Source organism: Marinobacter sp. JSM 1782161, assembly GCF_011421605.1.
GTDB lineage: Bacteria > Pseudomonadota > Gammaproteobacteria > Pseudomonadales > Oleiphilaceae > Marinobacter_A > Marinobacter_A bohaiensis.
The window spans coordinates 111,474-135,370 of the sequence record NZ_WSSA01000003.1; the positions used below are offsets into that span (position 1 = coordinate 111,474).

Sequence of the window (23,897 nt, forward strand, 5' to 3'; positions counted from 1 at the left end):
CCTACAGGAACCTCACAGCGGCCAACCCAACCAAGGAGCCGAAATGACAATGGAACAGGCGTGCCGGATGCCCAGCATCCTCAACAACCAGGACGGCGAGGAACGACGCGTCGGCGTGGAGATCGAGATATCCGGGCTCTCCTACGACAGCCTCGTCCGCCTCTGCGGCAAGCTGCTCAAAGGGGAGCCGCACCTGACATCCCGCTACGTCACCCGCCTGGATACGCCCCAGGGCGAATACACCATCGAGCTGGATTCCGACCCGATCAAGGACCTGGACCTGCAGGACGACCGGCTGCCCGACTCCATACGCGAACTCGGCGGCCACGCCATGGAAGTGATCGACGCAGCGGCCGAACGCATCGTGCCGCTGGAGATCGTCAGCCCGCCGCTGCCGCTGTCGGAGCTGGAAACCATGGAGGAACTCTGTAACAAGCTGCGCGACGCCGGTGCCGTAGGCAGTCGCGAGGCGCTGATCTACGCCTTCGGCCTGCAGCTCAACCCGGAGCTGCCCAACCTGGAAAGCGGCACCCTGCTGGCCTACCTGCGGGCTTTCGCCGCGCTCTACGAGTGGCTGAAATCGCGTCACCAGTTGGATATCAGCCGTAAGTTCACTACCTACATTGAACCCTGGGACACGGACTACGTGGACCTGATCATGCAGCCGGACTATCAGCCCGACCGCGCCACTCTGATGAAGGATTACCTGCACTACAATCCGACCCGCAACCGTGCGCTCGACCTGCTGCCGCTGTTCTCCCACCTCGACGACGACCTGCTGCGACAGTACGTCGACGACGAACGCATCAAGGCCCGCCCGACCCTGCACTACCGCCTGCCTGACTGCGACATCGACAACCCGCGCTGGCACTTCTCCGACGTGTGGAACGACTGGGTGGTGGTCGAGGAACTGGCAGCGGACGCAAAACGGCTGCAGGACCTGATGGCCGCCTACCGCGAAAGCCGCAAGTTCAGCTTCCGCAACCTGACCACCAGCTGGAAGGACCGCTGCGAGGAATGGCTGGCTCAGAACCTGGCTTGACCATCGGCATCAGCGGCCCGTCGCGACAGCGCCTGCCCCATCGCCTGATGCGCCTGGGGCTGAGACTGTTCGGTGCGCGTCCGCTGTTCATTCGCCCGGGCTCGCGGGTGGACGTGTCCATGCTGGACGGGCTGATCCTGTCCGGCGGCACCCACGTCCATCCCGACCGGTTCGGCCAGACGCCCGAAGTACGAGCCCGATACGACCGACTGCGGGACGAGACCGACTGGCGCCTGCTGGCGGAAACCGAGCGCCTGCACCTGCCGGTGTTGGGTATCTGCCGGGGGGCGCAGCTGATCAACGTGTTCCGCGGCGGCTCCCTGTGCCAGAACGTCACGCCGCTGCGGGTCAATACCCGGCACCGACCGCTGCTGCTGCCGCTGCAGACCGTTCGCCTGGTCCAGGGCAGCCTGCTGGGCCAGATCATGCTGGGGCCCACCATTGGAGCCAACCGCATTCACAGCCAGGCGATCAAGCGGCTGGGACGCGGTCTGCGGGTGGTCGCCCTCGACAACGACTATTTTGTGCAGGCGGTGGAGAGCGAGGAAGGGCAATGGCTGTTGGGTGTCCAGTGGCATCCGGAATACTTGCTGTATCACCCGTTGCACCGGCGGATTTTCGAGTGCTTCGTGCACGCGGCCCGGCAACAGAAGCTGCGGCGCCTGGGACAGAGTGAGGGCAGCGCCCTGTGACGCGGCCCGGTGAGCAAGTGCTCCGTTCGCCGTCCGGTCTGAACGTCGCCGGCACCCGCAGCACCGTGTCGATCAGCGCCTGGTCAGATCGCCGCCAGGTATTTGGCCAGGACCGCCTTGAGCTGGCGCAGGCGTTCCGGCTCCTGTTCATTGCCGTCAAGGTGGCGCTCCACGAACTGGCGCAGATCCTCGCGCGTGCGGATCGTCGACGGATCGGCGCCGGTCAATTCCCACAGCACGCGCTGTTCGCGAGGCGTCAACCTGACCTGTTGTTCATGGACCAGCATGAAACTTACTCCCGATATCCGTGTCCGTTAGCACCATGATTCCCGAAGGGAAAACCAACCGACAACCACAAGGAAGACCCGCATGCCAATAACCCCGCTCCGTTCATCCCGTACGGGCCTCAAGTCCCTGGCATTCGCCGCCGTGCTGCTGCCCTCACTGGCCGCCGCAGGAGAAGTCAGCGTTACCGGCGAGGGCAAGGTGCAGTATACGCCCGACAGCGTTCGTCTGCAGTTCACCGCCCGCGGCGAGAGCGCCGATTCCCAGGCCGCCATCCACACCGTGGAGGACAAGATCGACGCCTGGGAGAACAACATCAGCGCCTACCGCAACCAGTTGGACAAATACGACACCGCCACACTGAACCTCTACAGCCGCCAGCTTCCGGTGGAACGGGACAGCGACGAACCACCCAAGCGTCACAGCGTCGCCACCCAGTCAGTCAGCTTCACCCTGCCTGCACTGGATTCCCTGAACCCGGTGCTCCAGGCGGCCCAGGACAGTGGCCTGGAGTACAACGTCAACGACAACAGTTTCTTCCATTCCAACCAGGCCAGACTGGAGCGCGAAGCCCTGGGCAAGGCCATCGACGATGCCCGCGACCAGTGCCAGTTCATTGCCCAGCGGCTGGGCCAGAGCTGTGGCGAAGTGAAAACCCTGTCCACCCACGGCAGCCCTCGTCCGCAGGTCATGATGATGGAAGCCCGCGCCAAGGGTGACGGCCCGGTCACCGAGGTCGGCGAGCGCGAGATCGCCGTGTCGGTCAGCGCGACCTTCGAGATCGACTGATGATCGGCTCGCACGGCGATCAGAAGTCCCGCGTATAGAACAGGTCCAGCGAGGCGGCCAGACCACTGGCCGCCTCCAGGTAGAAATAGCGTCCCAGGTCGTAGCGCAACGCAATCGTGGTAATGGGCTGGAACACGCCCACGCCGTAGCGCAGCGACAGGTCGTCAGTGATGTAGCCGCTGGCCACAACGGCAGCTTCGTCGCCCGATCCCTCGGCCTCCAGCGTCAGGTCGCGAATGCCCAGTTCCTCACCGATGCCCCGGGTCAGCTCGTTGGTTTGCGCCAGACCGAGGCTGAGCGCGGCACGTCCCACCTGGCTCTGGTCACCGCTGGAATTGAGCGGACGCCCCAGGATCACATACGAGAGGGCTTCGGACTGAGGCATGGAGGGCTCCGAGAAGACTTCCGCCTCCGGCTCGTCGGCGGGTCCGCTCAGGCGAATCCCCGCCACCACGGTATCCACCGTGCGAACCGCCTCGATATCGATATAGGGTTGGCTGATGGGGCCAACGAACAGCAGCCGGGCCCGGCGGATTTCCAGCTCCTGGCCATAGGCCTTGTACTGCCCGTCCACCATTTGCAGGGTGCCGCGAGTGTCGAGGTTGTTGCCGATACGCAACTCTCCCTGCAGGTTGCCGGTCACACCGAACCCCTCGAAAGAGACTTTGTCCTCGCCTTCCGCCTGGCCCACTACGACGGTCACGTCCATGGCCAGCGCCTCCACCGCCGGCGACGCCTTTTCTTCGCCAACGATCACTTCATCATCCGAGACCGACACCGCCGAAGCCGGCAGTTCGCGTACCTCGATGTCGCCCTTGGGAACGGCGACACGCCCGCTCACACTGACTTTGTTGTCCTTGAGCGCCAACCGCAGATCCGGCGATAGCTCCAGTGTGGCGTAAGGTTCATAGACCAGCGACAGGCGGTCGCCGGAGAGACTGAGGTCGACGTCTGGCTGAGCTCCACTCCAGTCCACCTGGCCTTCCAGACGACCTTCACCACGCTCACCACTGAGCCATCGACCGTTCAGGGTGGCGCGATTGCCCTGGAAGGCCAGCTCGAGATTGACATCCCGGAAGGGCATGGGCACCAGCGGATCAAGCAACTCCCCCTGGGAAAGCGTCAGGTTGCCGTTAACCTGCGGGTCTGTCAGCGGTCCGGACAGCCGTCCATCGCCACTGATGTCACCGTTCAGGGACTCCAGGCCGGCGAACGGTTCCACCACCGCCAACTGCAGCCCGGACAGTGAATAGGTGCCGTCCATAGGCCGGTCTTCCTGGGTCGGATCAATCTGCAGGTCCACGTCGAGCTGGCCCAGTTGATCACCGCTGAAGTCCAGGGCCAGCGTCACGTCATCCGGTTGCAACGCCACATCAGCCTTGAGCGTGTCGTATTGAATGGACTGCCAGTCCTCGTGCTGCAGGATCTCAAACGCCCCCGGGCCAAGATCGAGATTGATGGTGCCTCGCGGCCCCTGGTCATCCAGGGTCAGGTCCACGTTGCCGTTTAGCGAGGCCTTCCAACGGAACCCGTCCGGCCATAAGGCCGCCAGGCTCTGCATGGGGAAATCGGTCAGGGCGTAACGGATTCGCTGCGTCGGCAACAGCTGTTGGTCCTCGGCGCACAGACTCGATGACTGCCAGCGCCAGCAGTGCGATCCCAGGGTCAGCCGGCCCGCATCGGTGTATTCAATGGCGGCCGGTTGCTCCAGGTTCCAGACCTGGCCGGCGCTCTCGACACGCCCTTCGCTCAGGGCCCCGGACCAGATGTTGCCGAGCCCGCCGGCAAACACGGTTCGCACGTTTGCGTCGGGGTTATCCAGCTGCAGCGTCAAGCGATGCTGCGCCATGCTGCCATTTAGCGTCGCGGACAAATCACCGATCAGTTGGTCGTCGTTGCGGACACCGCTCAGGTCCAGGTTTGACTGCAGTTGCTCGCCGTCGCTCACCTGCGCCCGCAAGGCCAGGGCGCTTACCTGCAGCGTCTGGAACGCCAGTTTGCGAGCGTCAAGCTGCGCCTGACCGGATGGTTTCTCGAGGGTACCTCCCAACGAGACCTGACCACTCAGCTGACCCGACAGGTCCGGCCAGAACTGGGACAGACGCTGGGCGTCCAGCGACAGGGAGGCCTCGATACGGTCCGCCAGACGCCCTTGCCCCTGCACGGTGTTGTCGCCCACATCAAGCTCGAAGGATTCCAGGCGCCAGTCGCCTTCGCGCCCATCGAGGAGGCCCTGGCTGTCCAGGTCATTGTCGCGCCACTGCCCGTCCAGCACCCAGTCGACCTGAGCCTGCAGGCCGCTTGACGGCACACCGCCCTCAGAGGTGATTTCACCGTTAAGTGCCCCTTTCAGCTCGGGCACCCAGTAGCCGGGGTTAAAGGCATCCAGCTGCACCCGCGCTTTCCAGCTCAGGTCGCCGGCAAACGCCACATCCGCCTGGGCATCCAGTCCACCGGCACCGGTATCCAGTCGCACGTTCTCGACCGCCACCCGCTCGCTGTCGCCCTTAGCCCGAGCGCTGAATCGCGAGGGGCCGGCTGGGCCACCCGCTTCACCTTTGACCTCGACGCTGTAACGTTCGTCGCGATAGTCAAACGCCACATTGGCCGTCTCCAGGCGCACCGGCGGTTCCGCCATACCCGGCAGCAGCGTGTACCAGGGAAAACGGTCGAACTGCAAGGAGCCGCTGGCCGCCAATTCATCGAGCCATTGGACCCGACCGCGCACGATGGCCCGCCCCGACTCTCCCTCCGGTACCGGTGCGCCATCCAGTTGCACCACCAGATCCTCGACCCGGTCGGTCAGCACCTGGCCGCTGACCGCAAGCGCCACCGGACCGGCACTGCCCGGCAGGCTGGCGTCGGTCTGCAGGGCGTAGCCCCGGTCCATGTCGCCATCCAGGGTCAGGGTCCAGTTTTCCAGCACCAGGGTATCGGGCAGGTCGGGAGACGGCCGGAAACGCTTGCTTTCCAACTCGACGCGAGCCGGGATACCCGGCTCGAACGGGGCCGCACGGGCGCTTAGCCGCGCCTCCAGGTAACCCTGGCTGCGCCCGGTCAGGCGCAGGTCCCGGGCGCTGCCGGCCGCGTTGAGATCAAGATGCCACTCGCTGTCAGGCTGTGGCGACGGCAGGGCGACCTTGACGTCCAGGTCCAGCGGCCAGTCATCGCGGGTATTGAGGCGGCCACCGGCACTGACTTCCACGGCATCGGTCACCAGCTGAAAGTCGTTCAGGTTCCAGGCGGTACCGGATGCCTCCACCGCCAGGGTGAAGGAGCGCCAGATCCGGCCGCCATCCACTGACAGCGGCCCCAGGCGCACATCGCCGACGGAGACGCCCAGCGGCAGCTCGATGCTGGGCAGCGTGAAGGGCTCAGGCGACGGCTCCGGCTCGGAAGGCGCGAGTTTCAGGTCGATACGTTCAGCCAGCAGGCGATCGACACAGAGCACGCCGGTGAACAGGCAGCCGGGCGACCACTCCAGGAATACCTGGTCGACGTCGGCCGTGACGCCGAAGCCCTGCCAGCGCACATGCTGTGCCTGCCAGCGCCCCAACACGGAGCCCCGGCCGCCCTCAACGGTGAGCCCCGGAACCTGCTCCAGCAACCAGGCGGTGCCCGCCTCCGAGCGCAGCACCAGGAACACGGTCAGCAGAATCAGCAACAGCAGGGCCAGAAGACTGCCCAGGCTCCACAGGATCACACGCTTCACAGTTCCGGCCCCATCGAGAAGTGCAGACGCCAGCCGCCGCCGAGATCCTCATCCAGGCCCCGGGCAATATCCAGCCGCAGCGGGCCCACGGGGCTGACCCAGCGGATGCCGAGACCGACACCGGTCGCCAGCGGGTCGGTCAGATTGTCGATGGCATTGCCCTTGTCGACGAAGGCCGCCAGACGCCATTGATTGGTCAGGGGGTACTGGTACTCGACACTGCCCACCAACAGGTAGCGCCCACCCACGCTGTCACCGTCGCTGTCCTCCGGCGAGAGGGTCTCGTATCCATAACCACGAACGCTCTGGTCGCCGCCGGCGAAGAAACGCAGCGACGGCGGCACGTCGTCGAAATCGTTGGTGGCCACGGCCCCCGCCTGCAGCCGGCCCAGAAAGCGATGGCCGTTGCCGACGGTGATCAGGCCCTTGGCAATGCCCAGCACGTGGGCGATATCGGCATCGGACAGCACGCTTCGGTGGGCGCCGGACACGTCCAGTTGCAGACGATACCCTCGCGCCGGGTCCAGGGGCGAGTCGGCCACCAGTTTGGAAAAGCTGATCCCCGGCAGCAGCAGTTCCACATCGCCCGGCTTGTCACCGATGGTGTAGCGTTCCTTTTCCCAGTTCAGCGACAGCACCCGCATCCAGCCGTTGTCCAGCTCGTGGCGCCATTGCTCGCCGAACGTCAGGCGCTCGGAGTTCACGTCTTCGATATCTTCTTTCTGGTAACCGGTGGTAAAGCGGATGGCATCGGTCATGGGTGGGTCCAGCGGCAACTCATAGTAGGCGCTGACGTTCTGGCGCGGTGCCGACAGCTCCATCTCGGCACCCCGGCGATGACCCATGGGATTGATCCAGTGTTCGGTCCAGGTGCCCCGCAGTCGCGGCCCCACGTCCGTGGAGAAACCGACACCGGCCGCAACGGAACGGGGATCGCGGGTGGTCAGACGCACCTGGACCGGCACGCGACGATCCTCGGCTTCTTCACTCTGGGCGCTGACAATCACGCTGGCGAAATAGCCACTGTTGGACAGATCGCTGTCCAGCTCGGCGATCCGGTCGGCGTCGTAGGGCTCACCCGGCCGGATCTGGACGAACCGGTTCAACAGGGGGCGCTCGAAGGTACCGTCGTCCTCGAACGTTACTTCCCCAAAGGCGTAGCGGGGCCCACTGGCGAACACCAGCTCGATGTCCGCCTCGCCGGCGTCGGGATCGACTTTCAGGGAGCGGGCAGTGAACTTCCCATCGAAATAGCCGAGTTTGCGTGCGCGGTTGAGGATGCGCTGGCGCACGGCGTCGTAGTCACCGTGATTGAGAATACTGCCCGGAGCAATCGCGGAGAGGTTGCCGATCTCGAAGGCCGGATCCGCGGACGCTTCGCCTTCAACCCGAACGTCACGGTTGGCAATGCGAACAGGGTCGCCGGGCACCACGTCAAGAATCAGTCGCGGAGGCTCATCACCCTCGACCCGCCAGCGGATACGAGGCTCATAGTAACCCAGCGCCCGCAGCGCCTCGCGCACCTGGGACTCGGCGTGGTTGGCGTAGCGACGCAGGTTCTCCGCCGTCCGGTCCTCCACCGTGCCGATGAAGTTGGTGGCGTTCTCCTGCAGGGCGGGGTAATCGCCTTCGACGCGCACCTCGACCTGCCCTTCGGCAAGGGAGGACGCCGACCAGACCATGCACGACATTAGAAGCCCTGCAACCCGTGCCGGACCTGTTGCTCTGACCGTCAAAAACTTCTCCGTCCCCAGGCGTCTTCGATCAGCCGTATGCTACCGAAATTCGGGCATCCCTGCCCGACCTCGCAGATTAATATTTGCCACTGCCGATCAGCGTTGGCCGACCCGTGTCCGCTTTGGACCGGGTCCGGTTAACAACGTTTCCTCTTTATAGAGGGTGTCTCCGATTAGAGAGTGCCCTGTAATACACCATAGTAGATGGCAAAGAAATGGCAGGCTCCGCCGCCGACGACAAACAGGTGCCAGATGGCGTGATTGTAGGGGATCCGCTTGATCAGGTAGAACACCACGCCCAGCGTATAGGTGATGCCCCCGGCCACCACCAGCCAGAGCCCGAGCTCGTTGACGCTGCTGGCCAGTTCCGACGAAGCAAACACAATCAGCCAGCCCATCAGCAGGTAGATGATGATCTGCAAGGGCTTGAAGCGATGGCCGAACACCAGCTTGAGCGTGATGCCGGCGGCGGCCAACCCCCAGATCACGGCGAACATCAGCCAGCCGGCCCCATCACGCATGTTCACCAGCAGGAAAGGAGTATAGGTGCCGGCGATCAGCAGGAAGATGGCGCAGTGGTCGAGCATCTTGAACAGCTGGCGCCGATCCGGGCATCGGGCGCGGTGGTAGAGTGTCGACGCCAGGAATAGCAGGATCATGCTGGCCCCGTAGATGCTGAAACTGACGATTTTCCAGGGGTCCGCTTCCAGGCTGGCCAGGACGATGAGCACCACCATGCCGGCCAGACTGAACAGGGCCGCCAGTCCGTGGGTCGTCCAGTTCAGCCACTCCTCGATCGGCGGGTAGTCCTGCACGCTGCCGTCAGCGTTGATGTGGGGTTCGGTCGACAAGAAGGCCTCCAAGGTGTCCGTGGTCCCGAATTTCAGCTTACAACTGTAAGCTTAATCAATCCGATTTCAAGAGGTGTGAAACAATCGTGGTTAAACACATAGCCTATGTCCGCCGCGGCAGAACCATGGTGCCACGTCCGGGATTTGGCTACAGTAGAATGAACGCAAGCGGCTGATTTCAGGCGTATGCCTGCCCGGCCAACCTTCGGCAGAAACGACGTCGCCGCTGGCCCGGCCGGTCGCGGACGTCCGGTTTCTCCCGCAGCGCCGGCCGATGGTAGGCTTTGCAGGCCCCGCGCTGTGGCGGGGTCCCGATTCACCGGCCAGGCGAGGCGCATGTTTACGATCAACCGAGAGAATCTCCGCAACAGCCACCAGCTGTTCTGGTTCGTTGTGGATTTTGTGATGCTGGGACTGCTGTTCCTCAACATCACCTGGATCATCTTCGATGCGCTCTATGCCGTGGACGCGGTGCGCGACCTGCTTTTCGAGTACGTCACGCCGTTCGCCGAGTTCTATCGGCCGATCCACCGCAACTTCATCTTCTATGACCTGATCTTTGTCTGGATCTTCCTGACCGAGTTTGTCATTCGCTGGCTCTACGCCATCCGTACGAAACTCTACGACCGCTGGTACTTCTATCCGTTCCTGCACTGGTACGACCTGCTGGGCTGCATCCCGGTCGGCTCTTACCGCTTCCTGCGGGTGCTGCGGGTCATCTCGATCATCTACCGCCTGCACAAGTACCAGATCATCGACTTCACCAAGACCCGGGTCTACCAATTCCTCAAGTTCTACTACGAGGCGTTCATGGAGGAGCTGTCGGACCGGATCGTGATCAAGGTTCTATCCGGCGCCCAGGCGGAGATGACCCACGGTTCGCCGCTGATCCACCGGATCCAGAACGAGATCCTGCTGCCCCGCCGCGATCTGCTGAGCCAGTGGCTGTCGGAGAAAGTGGCCGAGGCGGCCACCACCGGGTACATCCCCAACCGCGGCGCCCTGCGCCAGTACCTGGAATCCTGCGTGGACCAGGCCCTGAGCCAGAACCACGAGCTGTCCCGGCTGCGCCAGGTGCCCATGCTGGGCCCACAGATCACCGAAACACTGGAAGAAGCGGTGGGTGATATCGTCGCCCAGGTGATCCACCAGATCCTCGATGACCTGGCCTCGGCCCGCAACCATGACTTCATCGACGACATCGTCGGCACCTTCCTGCAGGAAACCGATGTCCGGGACGGCAAGGTGACCGAAAGCGAGCGCCAGATTATCCAGGTGGTCAACGAGATCATCGAAGCCCTCAAGAAACAGCTGGCCGTCAAGCGCTGGCGCGAGGAGCTGTAAGCCGGGCCCGCGATCGGGGCCCGATCAGCCTGACCGCCTTTAAAGCAGACGCTTTACTCTGGGCAGGCTCTTGTCTTTAATGAAGCATCTTCATGACTCTTTCATAACGCTTTTATAACTCTGGACAGGCTGGTGCCGAAACCGTGCCAGCGGCGGAAGAACCCGTACGAAAGGAGGCAATGCCGGGCATGACCGACCTTCACTATCGCAGTGCGCGTGACCTGATCGGGGAACTGCGTTCCGGCACCGTGAGCAGCGTGGTGCTAACGCGGGCATTGATCGACCGCATCCAGGCCCGCAACCCCGACGTCAACGCGGTGGTGACCCTTGATCCCGAAGCCGCGCTGGCCCGGGCCGCCGAAGCCGATGCCCGCCAGGCCCGTGGCGAATCGCTCGGCCCCCTGCACGGCCTGCCCATGACCCTCAAAGACACCTGGGAAGTGGCGGGCCTGACCTGCGTGGCGGGCTCGCCCACCCTGAAGGATTATGTCCCGCAACGGCATGCCGACCTGGTTCAGCGTCTGACCGACGCCGGCGCCATCATTCTGGGCAAGACCAACGTGCCGCTGTTCGGGATGGACATCCAGAGCTACAACAAGGTATTCGGCACCACCTACAATCCCTACAACCCCCTGCATACGCCGGGCGGTTCCTCCGGCGGCGCGGCGGCCTCACTGGCGGCCGGATTCACCCCACTGGAAGTGGGCAGCGACCTGGCCGGCTCGATCCGCACCCCGTGCCACTTCTGCGGCGTATTCGGCCACAAGCCCAGCCGCGACCTGGTCTCCATGCGCGGCCATATTCCGGGCCCGCCCGGCACCATGAGCCAACCGGACCTGGTGGAAGGCGGCCCCATGGCCCGCCATGCCGGAGATCTGCAGCTGTTGCTGGAGGTCATTGCCGGGCCCCGTGAACCGGATGCCCGCAGCTGGTCCCTGGCGATGAGCCCCGGCGCCCTTGAGAGCCTGCCGCAGGCGCGGGTCGGACTCTGGCTGGAGGACCCGGTGTGCCCGGTGGACAACGAGCTGACCCAGGCGTATCGGCAATTGGGAAGCGCACTGGCAGACCAGGGATGCCTGGTGAGTGACGCCAGGCACGAATTGCTGGACCTGCATCACCTCCTGCCGGTCTACTTCAACCTGCTCGGCAGCCTGGTCAGCGCCGCCCAGACCCAACGCCAGCGGCGCCAGCTCACCTGGATCGGACGCCTGGAAAAATGGCTGCGGCTGTTCATGCCCATGACCGAGCATGTCGGCGAGTTCAGCCGGGGCGTCGTCCAGCCCTATCACCAGTGGCTGCACTGGAACGAAACACGCGAGAAGATGCGGACGCGGATCGAGTCGCTGTTCGCCGACTACGACGTGCTGCTGACCCCGATCACCCCCACCACCGCCATCGCGCACGACCAGCAGGGTCAGAGCTATGGCCGTCGCATCCAGGTCAACGGCCAGCCCCGCCCCTACCTGGACCAGTTCTGCTGGATCGCCCTGGCCACCACCCTCGGCTTGCCGGCGACGTCGGTACCGGTCGGGCGCAGCCGCGATGGCCTGCCGTTCAACGTGCAGGTGATCGGCGCGCCGGGCATGGACCTGACCACCATCGGCTTCGCCGAGCTGATGGAACAGGCCGGGCTGGCCGGCTTCCGGCCGCCCGACACCTTCTGAACGCCGATCCTCAGCGCTCGAGAATCGCCGTCACCCCCTGACCGCCGGCGGCACAGATGGAAATCAGGCCGCGACCGCTTCCCTTCTCCGCCAGTTGCTTGGCCAGCGTGGCGATGATCCGTGCGCCGGTGGCGGCGAACGGATGCCCGGTCGCCAGACTGCTGCCCTTGGGGTTGAGCCGACCGCGATCGATCGAGCCCAGCGGCTGCGCCAGCCCCAGGCGGTCCTTGCAGAAGGCCGGATCCTCCCACGCCTTGAGCGTGGACAGCACCTGGGCGGCGAACGCCTCGTGGATTTCGTAGATGTCGAAGTCCTGCAGGGTGACGCCGGCCCGTTCCAGCAGCCTGGGCACGGCGTAGGCCGGGGCCATCAGCAGGCCCTCTTTCTTGTCGACGAAATCCACCGCCGCCACTTCGGAGAACGTCAGATAGGCCTGCACCTCCAGGTTATGGGACCTGGCCCATTCCTCACTGGCCAGCAACACGCTGGAGGCGCCGTCGGTCAGGGCCGTGCTGTTGGCGGCGGTCATGGTGCCATTCTCACGGTCAAAGCACGGCTTGAGACTCGCCAATTTCTCCAGCGACGTGTCCGGACGCAGGATGTTGTCCTGCTCGAGTCCCGCCAGCGGCGTCATCAGGCCGTCGAAAAAACCTTCCTGATAGGCAGCCGCCAGCTTCTGGTGACTCTCGTAGGCCAGCTGGTCCTGCTCGTCGCGGGGAATCTGCCACTCGTGGGCAGTGACCTGGCAGTGATCCCCCATCGACATACCGGTACGGGGTTCGCCATTTTCCGGTATTTCCGGAATCAGGTGGCCGGGCCGGAAACGACCCAGGATCTTCAGCCGCTCACCGTTGGTCCTGGCACGGTTAAGGTCGAGCAGGATCTTGCGCAGCCCTTCGCCGACACCAATGGGCGCGTCCGAGGTGGTGTCCGTACCGCCGGCGATACCGCACTCGATCTGCCCCAATGCGATCTTGTTGGCCACCAGGATGGCCGCTTCCAGCCCCGTACCGCAGGCCTGCTGCACATCGTAGGCCGGGGTTTCGGGGGCCAGACCGGAACTGAGCACCGATTCCCGCGTCAGGTTGAAGTCCCGGGAATGCTTGATCACCGCCCCGGCCGCCACTTCGCCCAGGCGCATGCCGTCCAGGCCGAAGCGATCCACCAGCCCCCGCAGCGTGGCGGTCAGCATGTCCTGGTTGCTGAGTTTGCTGTAAGCGGTGTTGGAGCGGGCAAACGGAATGCGATTGCCGCCAATGACCGCCACTCGCCGGACGCCCGGAGACGACGCCCTGGAACGCTTTTTCGTGGTCGCTGCGTTACTTGCCTGTGCCATGGGACTATCCTGTCTGTCGGTGTGTTGTGTGGCAGTCTAGCGGGACCGGCTCACCGCTCATTGGCAGGCCTGACAAGGGCCGGACCGCATTGAGTCAATCCATGGACCGCCAATTCCCCTACCATGATTTCCATCCGGGACGCGTCAGGACCATCGTACCCGGTCATGGCGCGACACCGCACCCGACACTCACAGACGATCAGACGTAAAAGAAAAAGGGAAATCGCTATGTCCGACCTCTACCTCAAATTCGTGAACACATCGGTGGGCAAATCCACCGTCTCGACGCTGGGATTACCCTCACCCGTGGTTCTCAAGCGCTGGCAGCGGACCGACCAGCCGTTCATCGAGGGCGACGTGCTGGTGGGCGCCGCGGCCAATCCTCGTGCAGCCGGGGTCGTTGGCAGCGTGCTGGCCACCAGCCCCGCCAATGTCTATCACGCCAGCGGCAACGACCGACTGGCCGATTCCGCCAAGGCTGGCAGCAAGGCCCGACCACTGGCGATCGATGGCAGCATCGACCAACGTTTCTCCGCGCTGGTGTTCGACGCCAGCGGTATCAAGGATACCGCCGACCTGCGGGCGCTGTACGACTTTTTTCATCCGGTAATTCGCAAGCTGGCCGGCAACGGCCGGGTGCTGGTCATCGGACAGGATCCGGATACGTGCCGCAAGCCGGCCCAGGCGGCCTCGCAACGGGCGCTGGAAGGTTTCGTGCGCAGCGTGGGCAAAGAAGTCGGCCGCAAGGGCGCCACCGCCAACCTGATCTGGATCGCCCCCAACGCCGAGGAGCGCATCGACTCCAGCCTGCGCTTCTTCCTGTCGCCGCGATCGGCCTACGTGGACGGCCAGGTGGTTAAAATCGGCAAGTCGGATATCGACACCAAGGCTCCGAAGAGCAGCGCGCCCCTCGCCGGCAAGACCGCCCTGGTGACCGGCGCGGCACGCGGGATTGGCGCCGCCATCGCCGAGACCCTGGCCCGGGATGGCGCCAACGTGGTTGTGCTGGATATCCCGGCCGCCGCAGACGACCTGAACGCCGTTGCCCAGCGCATCGGCGGCAAGCCGCTGACCTGCGACATCACCGACGCCGCCGCACCGGCCCAGATCGCGAACTTCATGGAAAAACAGGAAAACGGCATCGACATGGTGGTGCACAACGCGGGCATTACCCGGGACAAGACCCTGGGCAACATGCCGGAGCATTTCTGGGACATGGCCATCGCCGTCAACCTCACCGCCGAGGAGCTGATCGACGAGGAACTGCTCAAGCGCAAGCTGATTCGCGACAACGGCCGGATCGTCTGCGTCTCCTCCATCAGCGGTATCGCGGGGAATTTCGGCCAGACCAATTACGCGACCTCGAAGTCCGGCGTGATCGGCTATGTGGAGTCCATGGCCCGGAGCCTGAAGAACGGCATCACCATCAACGCCGTGGCACCCGGTTTTATTGAGACGCAAATGACGGCGGCCATGCCCTTCACCATGCGCGAGGCGGGCCGGCGCATGAACAGCCTGTCCCAGGGCGGGCACCCAGTGGATGTGGCCGAGACCATCGGCTGGTACTGCCACCCTCAGTCGTCCGGCGTGACCGGCAATGTGGTGCGGGTGTGCGGCCAGTCGCTGATCGGCAAATAGGACCGAATAATCCCTGGCTGCGGCCGGGGATTTTCCGACAGACACGAAAAACCGCCCAACAGGCGTTTTCACACGCTGTAGGCAGAGCTCGTACGAACAGGAAAATGGTGGGTGGTGCAGGGATCGAACCTGCGACCCTCGCCTTGTAAGGGCGATGCTCTCCCAGCTGAGCTAACCACCCGGGGAAAGAAAATGGCGGAGCGGACGGGACTCGAACCCGCGACCCCCGGCGTGACAGGCCGGTATTCTAACCAGCTGAACTACCGCTCCGCGTATCATCCATCAATCGGTGGGGTGCCGATCAAGCGCTGAATTGGTGGGTGGTGCAGGGATCGAACCTGCGACCCTCGCCTTGTAAGGGCGATGCTCTCCCAGCTGAGCTAACCACCCAGTCCAGCGTGGATGGAACAGCGTTTGCCTTGCGGCGTGTGCTGTGTCATCCAGATGAGACGCGCATTTTAAGCATTTCAGAGGGACTGTCAAATACTTTTTCGGGATTTTTTTGAATCAAACTCAACTGGTTAAATTGCGCTCAAGGGCGTCGAAAAAAAGCCCGTTGTCAGGAGGACTCGGCATCGTCCCCTGTCTGGCGGGTCTTGCCCGAAGAGCGCTTCCGTCCGGCGGAGGCCTTGCCGGCGACCCGCCGCCCCGCGCCAACCATCTGGCTGGCCCGCCGCGCCGCCGAGGCAGCCTTGCGCTCCAGGGCCAGCCGGCCCACGCTGCTCTTGCGCTCTTCCGGCACGGCCTCTTCGGCGAGACGCCGGTTCAAATCATCGAGTCGGGTTTGCAGGGACTGGACCTGCTCCCCCACCCGCTCCCTGAGAGACGGGGCCAATCGTTCGAGGCGACGTCGTGCCCACTCCACACGCGCGCCGAGTGCGTCCTTTAGTGCCATCGTTCCACCGTTGTTATTGTCAGCCGTGACCACCTGAAACCACTACGCCTTACCTCCCAGTCTAGACAGGCCGGAAAAGCGCGCCAAGGGTGTTTAAACGCTGTCATAGATTAGCGGCGGACAAAGACGCGTCATTGGCATGAATAAAACGCTCCGGCGTCAACACCGCGAGTCGATCGCCGTGCCGTTCTAGAACGGCCACCAGCTTCCGCCGTCGGCCTCCTCACGCTGCTCACGCTCCTCAAGGATGGCGGCGTAGTGGCTTTCGAGCGCCTCCAACTGACGGTCGCTCTCCAGCGGCCGGGTGGGACCGCCGCCGAATGGCCAGTACCAGGGCGCCTCATCGTAGGCGCCAGCGGCCTTCAGGCTTTCGATCTCTGCCTCCCGGGCGGCCTCCAGGGCCTCGCGGCGACGCTCGTAATCGATATCCTGGTTGGCTTCGACGATCGATACCGCGGCGTGGTTGGGTGCCAGCAGATCGCTCTCCAGGAACTGGGTGGTCATCAGCTCCTGCTCGCTCATGGCGAAATCCCGCGACACGCGCTGGAGCTGGCCGGACGCCAATGGATGATCCGCCTCCAGATCGGGAAACGACCGGTCGGGCGGTTCCAGCTCGTTGTAGCGCAGGTAGTAGACGCGCCCGGCCACAACATCCAGCTGCGCGTCGGCAATACGGCTCAGATCAAAGTCGTTGATGCCTTCCAGCCCCAGCAGCGGGCGCCGGATAATAATATGGCGCGTGCCCGGCGCCACCTCCAGCCAGGTGTAGCTGTCGTTGCGGATATTGAAGTAATGCTCGCCGTCCACATAGACACTGGGAGCCTCGATCTCATCCGCGGCCCATTGGGAATGGGTGCGGTAGAAATAGATCAGCGCGTGGTGCTGGCGATCCCAGTGATCATTGGCGATATGGACGAAATCGGGGCCAGAAACCGGATGCAGGAACGCCCCGGTACTCTTGCCGATGGACTGGTGAATGGAGCACCCGCCGAGCCCAATGGCGAGCAGTAACGCAAAGATGGCGGGTGCCGGTACGGCGTGGCGCATGATGAGTCATCCCCCTGAGACCCGGTAACGCCCGGATCGTAGCACCTGCCAGGCCCGGCAAACCGAGACCTGGCGCAAGGGATGACTACAAAAAGTTACATTGGACCAATAACGCCCTGCCGCATCAGCCGCCCTGGCGACGCAGACTGGTGACCGCCTCATCCAAGCGGATCAGACGCGAGTTGAGTTGCGCCCTGGCCGCGTCGATCGCATCGATGGCGTTCTCGATCTCGGACAGGCGCTGTTGGGTGGCCGACAACTGATTCTCCAGCGAGTCCATATTGCCGCTGCCGTTCTCCAGGCTATCGACGCGGGCCACCAACTCCTGCCGGGCCAGGTCCTGCTCGCGGCCGAAGCGTTCCAGGCGCCGGGTCACCGTGTCGCTCATGCCTTCGGCGGTTTTCTCAACCTCGGTCAGGCGCGGTTGCAGGTCATCCAGCCGGGATTGCAGGCCGGCCACCGTTTCGGCGCGCGCCTCGGCGGTGGACGCCAGTTCGTCGACGTTCCCCTGCATCGACTTCACCTGCTCACCCAGGTCATTTTTCAGATTGCTGGTGGTTTCCTCCAGATAGGCCAGCGCCGCCTTGTTGGCGTTGATCGCTTCCTTGTTACGCTCGTTGGCCACCGCCCACAGTTTGCGGATCTCGCTGTTGGCGGTTTTCACCTCCTTGCGCAGATCGTCCAGCGTGGAGTCCTTCTGCTCCAGATTCTCGCCGGTCTCACTGAGCTGCCCTTCGAAGCGCGCCAGCGCCAGCTTGCTCTGCCGCGCCCAATAATCGGCCTCCTGCAGGCGTTCGGAAAGCTGGTCGATCTGCTGTTTCTGGCTGTACCAGCCCCAACCACCGGCGGCGATCGCCAGGATCAGAAGAATCAGCAGCAGCGGCGCCATGCCGCCTTTGCCATTAGCGCGCGTAACGGCTATCTCGGGCGTCGAATTCGACGAGGGCGTCTTCTTTTCCTTTCGCTCCTGCTTCTGCGGCTTGCCCGCCCGTACTTCATCCCGTTCAGGACGTATTGGTTCCATACGTGTCCCCAATTGACTGTCTTGTAAACAGATTCTTGTCACTGGCTAACCAGGCTGCCAGGCATCCGTTAACCATCTTGCAATCTGGTCGTGATCTTATCGATTCAGCGCGCCGAGCGCCAAAGTTCCGGGCCCTGCGTCGATTTGCAAGGCCTGTAGGCAGTGCATACAATGCATCGCTTCTTTTTAACACACCGGGACCTTGCTTATGCAGCCGCAAGTTGGTCTTATCATGGGCTCCAAGTCGGACTGGCCGACCATGGAGCATGCCGCCAACATGCTTGAGAAGCTTGGCGTCACCTACGAAGCAAAGGTGGTTTCCGCCCACCGCACTCCGGACCTGCTGTTCGACTACGCCCGCACCGCCGCTGAACGCGGCATTCAGGTAATCATTGCCGGCGCTGGTGGCGCCGCGCACCTGCCGGGCATGGTCGCCTCCCAGACGCCATTACCGGTACTGGGCGTCCCCGTCCAGTCCAAGGCGCTCAACGGTCTGGATTCCCTGCTGTCCATCGCGCAGATGCCCGGCGGCGTGGCTGTCGGCACCCTGGCCATCGGCAAGGCGGGCGCGACCAATGCCGGCCTGCTTGCCGCCCAGATCCTGGGGCTCAATAATGCGGATATCCGCGATGCAGTGGAACAATTCCGGAGCACCCAGACCCAGGCTGTACTGGACAACCCGGACCCCCGGGCCGAGTAATACGGCCCGGCGCAGCGATTCAACCCGAAGCCGGGACGGCCTGCCCGTCCCGGCTCGACCATTACCGGAGTAACACATGCGTATTGGTGTACTTGGCGCCGGACAACTCGGGCGCATGCTCGCCCTTTCCGGTTACCCCCTGGCCAAAGAGTTTGTCTTCTACGACCTGTCCGGCAGTCCCAGTGCCGGTCTTGGCGAGGTCATCATCGACCGCAATCATGAATACCTCAAGGACTTCCTGTCCCGCGTCGACCGGGTAACGTACGAGTTCGAGCATCTGCCGGTGGAGGTCGCCGAAAGCATCGCCCGGGAGAAGCCGGTATACCCGTCACCGCGCGCCCTTCAGGTGTGCCAGAACCGGGAAGCGGAAAAGACCCTGTTCGGCAGCCTGGGCATCCCGACTCCGGAATGGCGCATCGCCGACAGCGCCGGGACCCTGAAGAAAGCGGCCGAGGAACTGGGCTGCCCGGTGGTCGCCAAGTCCAACACCGAAGGTTATGACGGCAAGGGCCAGGCGGTCCTGCGCAGCCCGGACGAGGCCGCCGCAGCCTGGGAAAGCATCGGCCACGAACGGCTGATCGTCGAGAAGTTCGTCGATTTCCAGCGTGAGGTGTCCATCATTGCCGCACGCGGCATCGACGGTGAACTGGCGTTCTACCCCATGGCGGAAAACGTCCATAGCGAGGGCATTCTCCGCTATTCCATCGCCCCGGCACCGCGCCTGAACCCCGACATCCGGGAAGACGCCGAACGCTACATCCGCACGCTGCTCAACGAGCTGGACTACGTCGGCGTGCTGGCCCTGGAACTGTTCGAAACCGCCGATGGCCTGGTGGCCAACGAGATGGCGCCACGCGTCCACAACTCCGGCCACTGGACCATGGAAGGCGCCTTCACCAGCCAGTTCGAGAACCATATCCGCGCCGTTTCCGGACTGCCCCTCGGCGACACCAGCCCCCGCGGTGTCAGCTGCATGGTCAACATCATCGGCGAGCACGGTTCGATCGCCGATATCCTCAAGCTGCCCTACACTCACCTGCACCTGTATAACAAGCAGGAACGCCCCGGCCGCAAACTGGGCCACGTCAACGTGTTGGCCGACAGCTACGAGGAACTGGTCTGGCGCGCCCGCAACTGCGCCACTTTCCTGCCCGGCACGCCAGAGCTGGACTGTTCACTGACCCGCTCCTGAGACATCCGATCACCCGGCCGGGGCGCATCCGCAACCCGGCCGGCGTGACCTTCGCCACCACCACCTTGCTCCCGATCATCCCCCCCTGCCCCGGGCATGCACATCGCCCCCTTGAAAAAAGTCGCGTGACCCCAATATGTTAGGACGTGGATTCGCCCCATCCAGGGTGTTAAGCTCTGCAAACCACGAAACGACCGGAACGCCAACGCCGCAGGCTGTATCGCGCGTTGCGTTCGAAATAAATCGTGAAATAACTGTTGAGAGAAACGAGGGAGACCTATTCATGGCATTTGAACTTCCGGCACTGCCGTATGAAAAGAACGCACTTGAGCCGCACATCTCTCAGGAAACCCTGGAATACCATTACGGTAAGCACCACCAGACCTACGTCACCAAGCTGAACGGGATGGTTGAAGGCACCGAGAACGCGGACAAGTCTCTGGAAGAGATCATCAAGAGCGCCGGTCCGGGTGGCCTGTTCAACAACGCCGCCCAGGTCTGGAACCACACGTTTTACTGGAACTGCCTGAGCCCGAACGGCGGTGGTGAGCCGACAGGCGCCGCAGCCGAAGCCATCAGCAAGGCTTTCGGTTCCTTCGACGCGTTCAAGAAGGAATTCAACGAAAAAGCCGCCGGCAACTTCGGCTCCGGCTGGACCTGGCTGGTCAAGAAGGCTGACGGCAGCGTTGCTATCGTCAACACCGACGACGCCGACACTCCGGTGGCCGGTGACGACAAGCCGGTGCTGACGGTCGACGTCTGGGAGCACGCGTACTACATCGACTACCGCAACTCCCGCCCGAACTACCTGGAAGCGTTCTGGAACCTGGTCAACTGGGATTTCGTCAACGAAAACCTGGCCGGCTAACCGGACCCTGTCTCAAGCCGGTCCTGCGGGACCGGCCTGTTGACACACAAGAACGCCCGCTCCCCTGGAGCGGGCGTTTTTTGTTGCAAACCTTTACCGGCCAACACTGGACTTTGGCCGCTTATACAGCTATTTAACAGGTTACAGATTGGTAATCGCCGGGAATGGAGCGTCGATCCAGCCCTTTCAATAACGGGGACCCAAGCCTGCCCCGAGCGTTGCAGGGAATGGCTGTTTCCGCCACGGATCCGCCCGCCCCAAACAGTCGGACGCGCCTGGCGCCATCGGCGTTGCGATGGCCATACGGCGCTTGTCGCTTCCTGCATAAAGAGCGTCCAACGGTGGGCATTGACGTAGGGACCGCAAGGAACAGCCCGATACACCATTAAGCGCTGGATAATGACCAAAAAGTTTCAGATAGAACACCGCCTCGGCTATCGCATTCTCCGCTGGGTTCTGCTGGTCGCGCTGCTCAGCGGCATCGTCCTGAGCACCGCGCAGATCATTGTCGACGCCAACCGTGTGTCCGATGACCTGGACCGGCAGGCCAACCAGACCCTGTCACTGATCCGCGATGCCGCCAGTCAGGCGGTTTACAGCATCGATGAGGACCTGGCCCAGCAGGTGGTCGACGGTCTCTTCGAACAGCCCGCCATCCGTTCCGCCAGCATCACACACCCCGACGGCGAAATCCTGGCCCAGAACAGCCGCATCCTCCTGCCGGCCGACTATCGATCGCTTACCGATCCCATCTTCGGACCGGAACGGCACTACCGCGTCGAGCTGACCCGGGGCACCGAATCACCGGTGGTGTACGGTTATCTGGAAGTCAGCGTGGATACCGTCTACAGCGCCGCCTCCTGGCTTGAGCGGGCCACCCTCACCTTCCTTTCCGGCATTGCCCGGGCCATCGTGCTGGGTCTGGTGCTGTTCTTCGTCTTCCACATCCTGCTGACCCGCCCCCTGTTCCGGATCATCAACTCCATTTCACGGGTGGACCCGGAGCATCCCGGAGACACCCTGCTGGAGATGCCCCACGGTCACCGCAACGACGAACTGGGGCTGTGGGTGAACGCCACCAACAACCTGCTGGTGACCATCACCGAGAACCAGGAGAAGCAGGCCGAGGCGGAAGCCCGGGTAAACCGGCTGTCCCGCTACGACAAACTGACCGGCCTCCCTAACCGGGAGCTGCTACTGGCCATGCTGGGCACTGCCCTGGAAGAGCACCGACGCAGCGGCGATACCCTGGCCACGTTCTGCTTCGGCGTCGACGACTTCAAGAGCATCAACGAGCAGAACGGCTACCACATGGGCGACCAACTGCTGCAGACGATAGCTGACCGGCTCAGCGGCGACGGCCCCAATGGCCCGCTGGTCGCGGCACGCCTGGGGGGCGACCAGTTCGTCGTGGTCGAGCAGCACCTCAAGGATGGCTACCAGTGCGCCGCCACCTCGGAGTGGCTGCAGCGTCAGGTGGCCCGCCCGGTGCGCCTTGCCGGTCGGGACATCGCGGTGACCGCTACTATCGGCATCGCCCTGTACCCCGACGACGCCGACCACAGCGAGCAGTTGCTGCAACGGGCCGAGCAAACCATGACCCTGGCCAAAACCAACGGCAGCAACCAGTTCCAGTTCTACGTCGCCAGCGTCGACCAGAAGATCCGCGACCGCAAGCAGTTGGAACGGGACCTGTATCGCGCCCTGGCCGAGGGTGAGTTCCACCTCGTCTACCAGCCCCAGATCAATCTCGACAGCCGGCGCATCATCGGCGCCGAGGCGTTGCTGCGCTGGGACCATCCCGAGCACGGCCCGATTCCACCCGACCAGTTCATTCCCCTGGCGGAACTGAGCGGCTCCATCGTCGACATCGGCCAGTGGGTGCTGGACGAAGCCTGTGCCCAGGCCGCCCGCTGGGCCAGCCAGGGGATGCCGATCCGCATCGCGGTCAACCTGTCGGCGGTACAGCTGCGCCAGGACGACCTGGTGGACTCGGTGCTCACCACCCTGCGCCGGCACGCCATCCCGCCGGGCCGGCTGGAGCTGGAAGTGACCGAAACCGGCTTCATGGAGGACCTGGACAGCGCCATCGAAAAACTGGTGCGCCTGCGCAACGAGGGCATCAACATTGCCGTGGACGACTTCGGCACCGGTTACTCGTCACTGACCTACCTCAAGCGCCTGCCGGTCCAGCATCTCAAGATCGACAAGCAATTCGTCTGCGACTTGCTGGTCAACGAAGAAGACACCCGGATCGCCAATACCATCATCGACCTCGGCAAGAGCCTCAACCTGGACGTCATCGCCGAAGGCGTGGAAACCGAGGAACAGGAGTTCTACCTGCACAACCGCGGCTGCCACCTCGCCCAGGGCTACTATTTCAGCAAACCTCTGAAACCCGACGACTTCGCCAGTTTCATCACCTCGTTTCACCGTAAAATCACAGCCAACTCAACCGAAAACTGACAGCAAGGAATTTCCATGACGACGACGCTCATCGGCTTGGCGGTCATTGCCGCCGTAGTCATCTTTGTTATCGCCATCTACAACCGGCTGGTGTCCCTGCGCAACCGCTTCAAGAACGGCTTCTCGCAGATCGACGTCCAGCTCCAGCGCCGCCACGACCTGATTCCCAACCTGGTGGAATCCACCAAGGCGTATATGGCTCATGAGCGCAACACCCTCACCGAAGTCATGGAAGCCCGCAACCAGGCGGTGTCGGCCCAGAAAGACGCCGCCGGCGACCCGGCCGACGGCCAGCGCATCCAGAAACTGTCGTCCGCCGAGAACATGCTGTCCCGTGCCCTGGCCAACTTCTACGCCGTGGCCGAGAACTATCCTGAGCTGAAGGCTAACGAGACGGTCCAGCAGATGATGGAAGAGCTCTCCAGCACCGAGAACCGCGTCGCCTTCGCCCGTCAGGCCTATAACGACGAGGTCATGGCGTACAACACCTACCGCGAGAAATTCCCCAACAACGTGATCGCGGGCTTTTTTGCCTTCAAGCCCAGCGAGCAGCTGCAACTGGAGAATCCGGAAGCCCGTCAGGCGCCGAAAGTCAGCTTCTGACCAAAGGTCTGAT

General features: G+C 63.4%; 19 protein-coding genes and 3 tRNA genes. 11 read left to right on the top strand and 11 right to left on the bottom strand.

Going from position 1 to position 23,897, the window contains the following annotated elements; genetic code table 11:
* The first annotated feature begins 43 nt into the window (after positions 1–43).
* On the top strand, positions 44–1,042 hold the full coding sequence (locus GQB00_RS13240; RefSeq protein ID WP_165856690.1) for an amidoligase family protein: 999 nt from the start codon (positions 44–46) through the stop codon (positions 1,040–1,042).
* Positions 1,018–1,734 carry a gamma-glutamyl-gamma-aminobutyrate hydrolase family protein gene (locus tag GQB00_RS13245; protein ID WP_165856691.1) on the top strand — a complete coding sequence of 239 codons (717 nt, stop codon included), beginning with the start codon at positions 1,018–1,020 and terminating at the stop codon, positions 1,732–1,734. The genes GQB00_RS13240 and GQB00_RS13245 overlap by 25 nt, the downstream gene beginning before the upstream one ends.
* 83 nt (positions 1,735–1,817) lie before the next feature.
* On the opposite strand, the gene GQB00_RS13250 is transcribed toward GQB00_RS13245, so the two are convergent.
* Positions 1,818–2,021: a hypothetical protein gene (locus GQB00_RS13250; protein ID WP_165856692.1), complete on the bottom strand. Its 204-nt coding sequence runs from the start codon at positions 2,019–2,021 to the stop codon at positions 1,818–1,820.
* A gap of 82 nt (positions 2,022–2,103) precedes the next feature.
* Here GQB00_RS13250 and GQB00_RS13255 point away from each other — a divergent pair, with 82 nt between their 5' ends.
* The gene (locus GQB00_RS13255) at positions 2,104–2,808 is read left to right on the top strand and encodes an SIMPL domain-containing protein (RefSeq protein ID WP_111497747.1); all 705 of its coding nucleotides are present in this window, start codon (positions 2,104–2,106) and stop codon (positions 2,806–2,808) included.
* A gap of 19 nt (positions 2,809–2,827) precedes the next feature.
* On the opposite strand, the gene GQB00_RS13260 is transcribed toward GQB00_RS13255, so the two are convergent.
* From GQB00_RS13260 to trhA, 3 genes are all read right to left on the bottom strand, one after another.
* Positions 2,828–6,520 carry a translocation/assembly module TamB domain-containing protein gene (locus GQB00_RS13260; protein ID WP_165856693.1) on the bottom strand — a complete coding sequence of 1,231 codons (3,693 nt, stop codon included), beginning with the start codon at positions 6,518–6,520 and terminating at the stop codon, positions 2,828–2,830.
* The gene (locus GQB00_RS13265) at positions 6,517–8,211 is read right to left on the bottom strand and encodes an autotransporter assembly complex protein TamA (RefSeq protein WP_165856694.1); all 1,695 of its coding nucleotides are present in this window, start codon (positions 8,209–8,211) and stop codon (positions 6,517–6,519) included. The genes GQB00_RS13260 and GQB00_RS13265 overlap by 4 nt, the downstream gene beginning before the upstream one ends.
* A 218-nt stretch (positions 8,212–8,429) precedes the next feature.
* Complete coding sequence (gene trhA, locus GQB00_RS13270) at positions 8,430–9,107, bottom strand: PAQR family membrane homeostasis protein TrhA (RefSeq protein ID WP_165856695.1); 678 nt, start codon at positions 9,105–9,107, stop codon at positions 8,430–8,432.
* A 336-nt stretch (positions 9,108–9,443) separates the two neighbouring features.
* Between trhA and GQB00_RS13275 the strand changes: the two genes are divergently transcribed.
* Together GQB00_RS13275 and GQB00_RS13280 are read left to right on the top strand one after the other, a co-directional pair.
* A complete protein-coding gene (locus GQB00_RS13275; protein WP_111497750.1) occupies positions 9,444–10,451 on the top strand; it encodes a hypothetical protein in 1,008 nt (335 codons plus the stop codon).
* Positions 10,452–10,639: 188 nt separating this feature from the next.
* Positions 10,640–12,115, top strand: a complete 1,476-nt coding sequence (locus GQB00_RS13280) for an amidase (RefSeq protein WP_165856696.1) — start codon at positions 10,640–10,642, stop codon at positions 12,113–12,115.
* 10 nt (positions 12,116–12,125) lie between these two features.
* Here GQB00_RS13280 and GQB00_RS13285 read toward each other — a convergent pair whose 3' ends face one another.
* Positions 12,126–13,451, bottom strand: coding sequence for an acetyl-CoA C-acetyltransferase (locus tag GQB00_RS13285; protein WP_165856697.1), 1,326 nt, complete (start codon positions 13,449–13,451; stop codon positions 12,126–12,128).
* 228 nt (positions 13,452–13,679) lie between these two features.
* On the opposite strand from GQB00_RS13285, the gene GQB00_RS13290 reads away from it, so the two are divergent.
* Positions 13,680–15,089, top strand: a complete 1,410-nt coding sequence (locus tag GQB00_RS13290; protein WP_165856698.1) for a 3-oxoacyl-ACP reductase — start codon at positions 13,680–13,682, stop codon at positions 15,087–15,089.
* Positions 15,090–15,194: 105 nt separating this feature from the next.
* Here GQB00_RS13290 and GQB00_RS13295 read toward each other — a convergent pair.
* From GQB00_RS13295 to GQB00_RS13320, 6 genes are all read right to left on the bottom strand, one after another.
* Positions 15,195–15,270, bottom strand: a tRNA-Val gene (locus tag GQB00_RS13295).
* 12 nt (positions 15,271–15,282) lie between these two features.
* Positions 15,283–15,359 (bottom strand) — tRNA-Asp (locus GQB00_RS13300).
* Positions 15,360–15,403: 44 nt separating this feature from the next.
* Positions 15,404–15,479: transfer RNA gene (locus GQB00_RS13305), tRNA-Val, on the bottom strand.
* 169 nt (positions 15,480–15,648) lie between these two features.
* Entirely contained in the window at positions 15,649–15,984 is a 336-nt protein-coding gene (locus GQB00_RS13310) for a hypothetical protein (RefSeq protein ID WP_162628864.1), read from the bottom strand.
* 189 nt (positions 15,985–16,173) lie between these two features.
* A complete protein-coding gene (locus tag GQB00_RS13315) occupies positions 16,174–17,031 on the bottom strand; it encodes a DUF2846 domain-containing protein (protein WP_165856699.1) in 858 nt (285 codons plus the stop codon).
* Positions 17,032–17,155: 124 nt separating this feature from the next.
* Positions 17,156–18,055, bottom strand: coding sequence for a hypothetical protein (locus GQB00_RS13320; RefSeq protein ID WP_165856700.1), 900 nt, complete (start codon positions 18,053–18,055; stop codon positions 17,156–17,158).
* A 208-nt stretch (positions 18,056–18,263) separates the two neighbouring features.
* Between GQB00_RS13320 and purE the strand changes: the two genes are divergently transcribed.
* The 5 genes from purE to GQB00_RS13345 all read left to right on the top strand — a co-directional run bounded on the left by purE (position 18,264) and on the right by GQB00_RS13345 (position 23,884).
* A complete protein-coding gene (purE, locus tag GQB00_RS13325) occupies positions 18,264–18,755 on the top strand; it encodes a 5-(carboxyamino)imidazole ribonucleotide mutase (protein ID WP_111497756.1) in 492 nt (163 codons plus the stop codon).
* 76 nt (positions 18,756–18,831) lie between these two features.
* On the top strand, positions 18,832–19,947 hold the full coding sequence (locus GQB00_RS13330; protein WP_165856701.1) for a 5-(carboxyamino)imidazole ribonucleotide synthase: 1,116 nt from the start codon (positions 18,832–18,834) through the stop codon (positions 19,945–19,947).
* A 283-nt stretch (positions 19,948–20,230) separates the two neighbouring features.
* Positions 20,231–20,815 carry a superoxide dismutase gene (locus tag GQB00_RS13335; protein ID WP_165856702.1) on the top strand — a complete coding sequence of 195 codons (585 nt, stop codon included), beginning with the start codon at positions 20,231–20,233 and terminating at the stop codon, positions 20,813–20,815.
* Between the two features lie 399 nt (positions 20,816–21,214).
* Entirely contained in the window at positions 21,215–23,281 is a 2,067-nt protein-coding gene (locus tag GQB00_RS13340; protein WP_165856703.1) for a putative bifunctional diguanylate cyclase/phosphodiesterase, read from the top strand.
* A gap of 15 nt (positions 23,282–23,296) precedes the next feature.
* Positions 23,297–23,884 (top strand): LemA family protein, encoded by a 588-nt coding sequence (locus GQB00_RS13345; protein ID WP_165856704.1) that lies wholly within the window; start codon positions 23,297–23,299, stop codon positions 23,882–23,884.
* The last annotated feature ends 13 nt before the right edge of the window (positions 23,885–23,897 follow it).

Bases quoted from the DNA above. Each gene is read 5' to 3' on its own strand.
- GQB00_RS13265 (WP_165856694.1), bottom strand. From the start codon at position 8,211: ATGTCGTGCATGGTCTGGTCGGCGTCCTCCCTTGCCGAAGGGCAGGTC.
- GQB00_RS13345 (WP_165856704.1), top strand. From the start codon at position 23,297: ATGACGACGACGCTCATCGGCTTGGCGGTCATTGCCGCCGTAGTCATC.
- GQB00_RS13250 (WP_165856692.1), bottom strand. From the start codon at position 2,021: ATGCTGGTCCATGAACAACAGGTCAGGTTGACGCCTCGCGAACAGCGC.
- GQB00_RS13285 (WP_165856697.1), bottom strand. From the start codon at position 13,451: ATGGCACAGGCAAGTAACGCAGCGACCACGAAAAAGCGTTCCAGGGCG.
- GQB00_RS13255 (WP_111497747.1), top strand. From the start codon at position 2,104: ATGCCAATAACCCCGCTCCGTTCATCCCGTACGGGCCTCAAGTCCCTG.
- GQB00_RS13310 (WP_162628864.1), bottom strand. From the start codon at position 15,984: ATGGCACTAAAGGACGCACTCGGCGCGCGTGTGGAGTGGGCACGACGT.
- GQB00_RS13320 (WP_165856700.1), bottom strand. From the start codon at position 18,055: ATGGAACCAATACGTCCTGAACGGGATGAAGTACGGGCGGGCAAGCCG.
- GQB00_RS13335 (WP_165856702.1), top strand. From the start codon at position 20,231: ATGGCATTTGAACTTCCGGCACTGCCGTATGAAAAGAACGCACTTGAG.
- GQB00_RS13275 (WP_111497750.1), top strand. From the start codon at position 9,444: ATGTTTACGATCAACCGAGAGAATCTCCGCAACAGCCACCAGCTGTTC.
- GQB00_RS13340 (WP_165856703.1), top strand. From the start codon at position 21,215: ATGACCAAAAAGTTTCAGATAGAACACCGCCTCGGCTATCGCATTCTC.
- GQB00_RS13290 (WP_165856698.1), top strand. From the start codon at position 13,680: ATGTCCGACCTCTACCTCAAATTCGTGAACACATCGGTGGGCAAATCC.
- GQB00_RS13330 (WP_165856701.1), top strand. From the start codon at position 18,832: ATGCGTATTGGTGTACTTGGCGCCGGACAACTCGGGCGCATGCTCGCC.
- GQB00_RS13245 (WP_165856691.1), top strand. From the start codon at position 1,018: ATGGCTGGCTCAGAACCTGGCTTGACCATCGGCATCAGCGGCCCGTCG.
- GQB00_RS13280 (WP_165856696.1), top strand. From the start codon at position 10,640: ATGACCGACCTTCACTATCGCAGTGCGCGTGACCTGATCGGGGAACTG.
- purE (WP_111497756.1), top strand. From the start codon at position 18,264: ATGCAGCCGCAAGTTGGTCTTATCATGGGCTCCAAGTCGGACTGGCCG.
- GQB00_RS13240 (WP_165856690.1), top strand. From the start codon at position 44: ATGACAATGGAACAGGCGTGCCGGATGCCCAGCATCCTCAACAACCAG.
- GQB00_RS13315 (WP_165856699.1), bottom strand. From the start codon at position 17,031: ATGCGCCACGCCGTACCGGCACCCGCCATCTTTGCGTTACTGCTCGCC.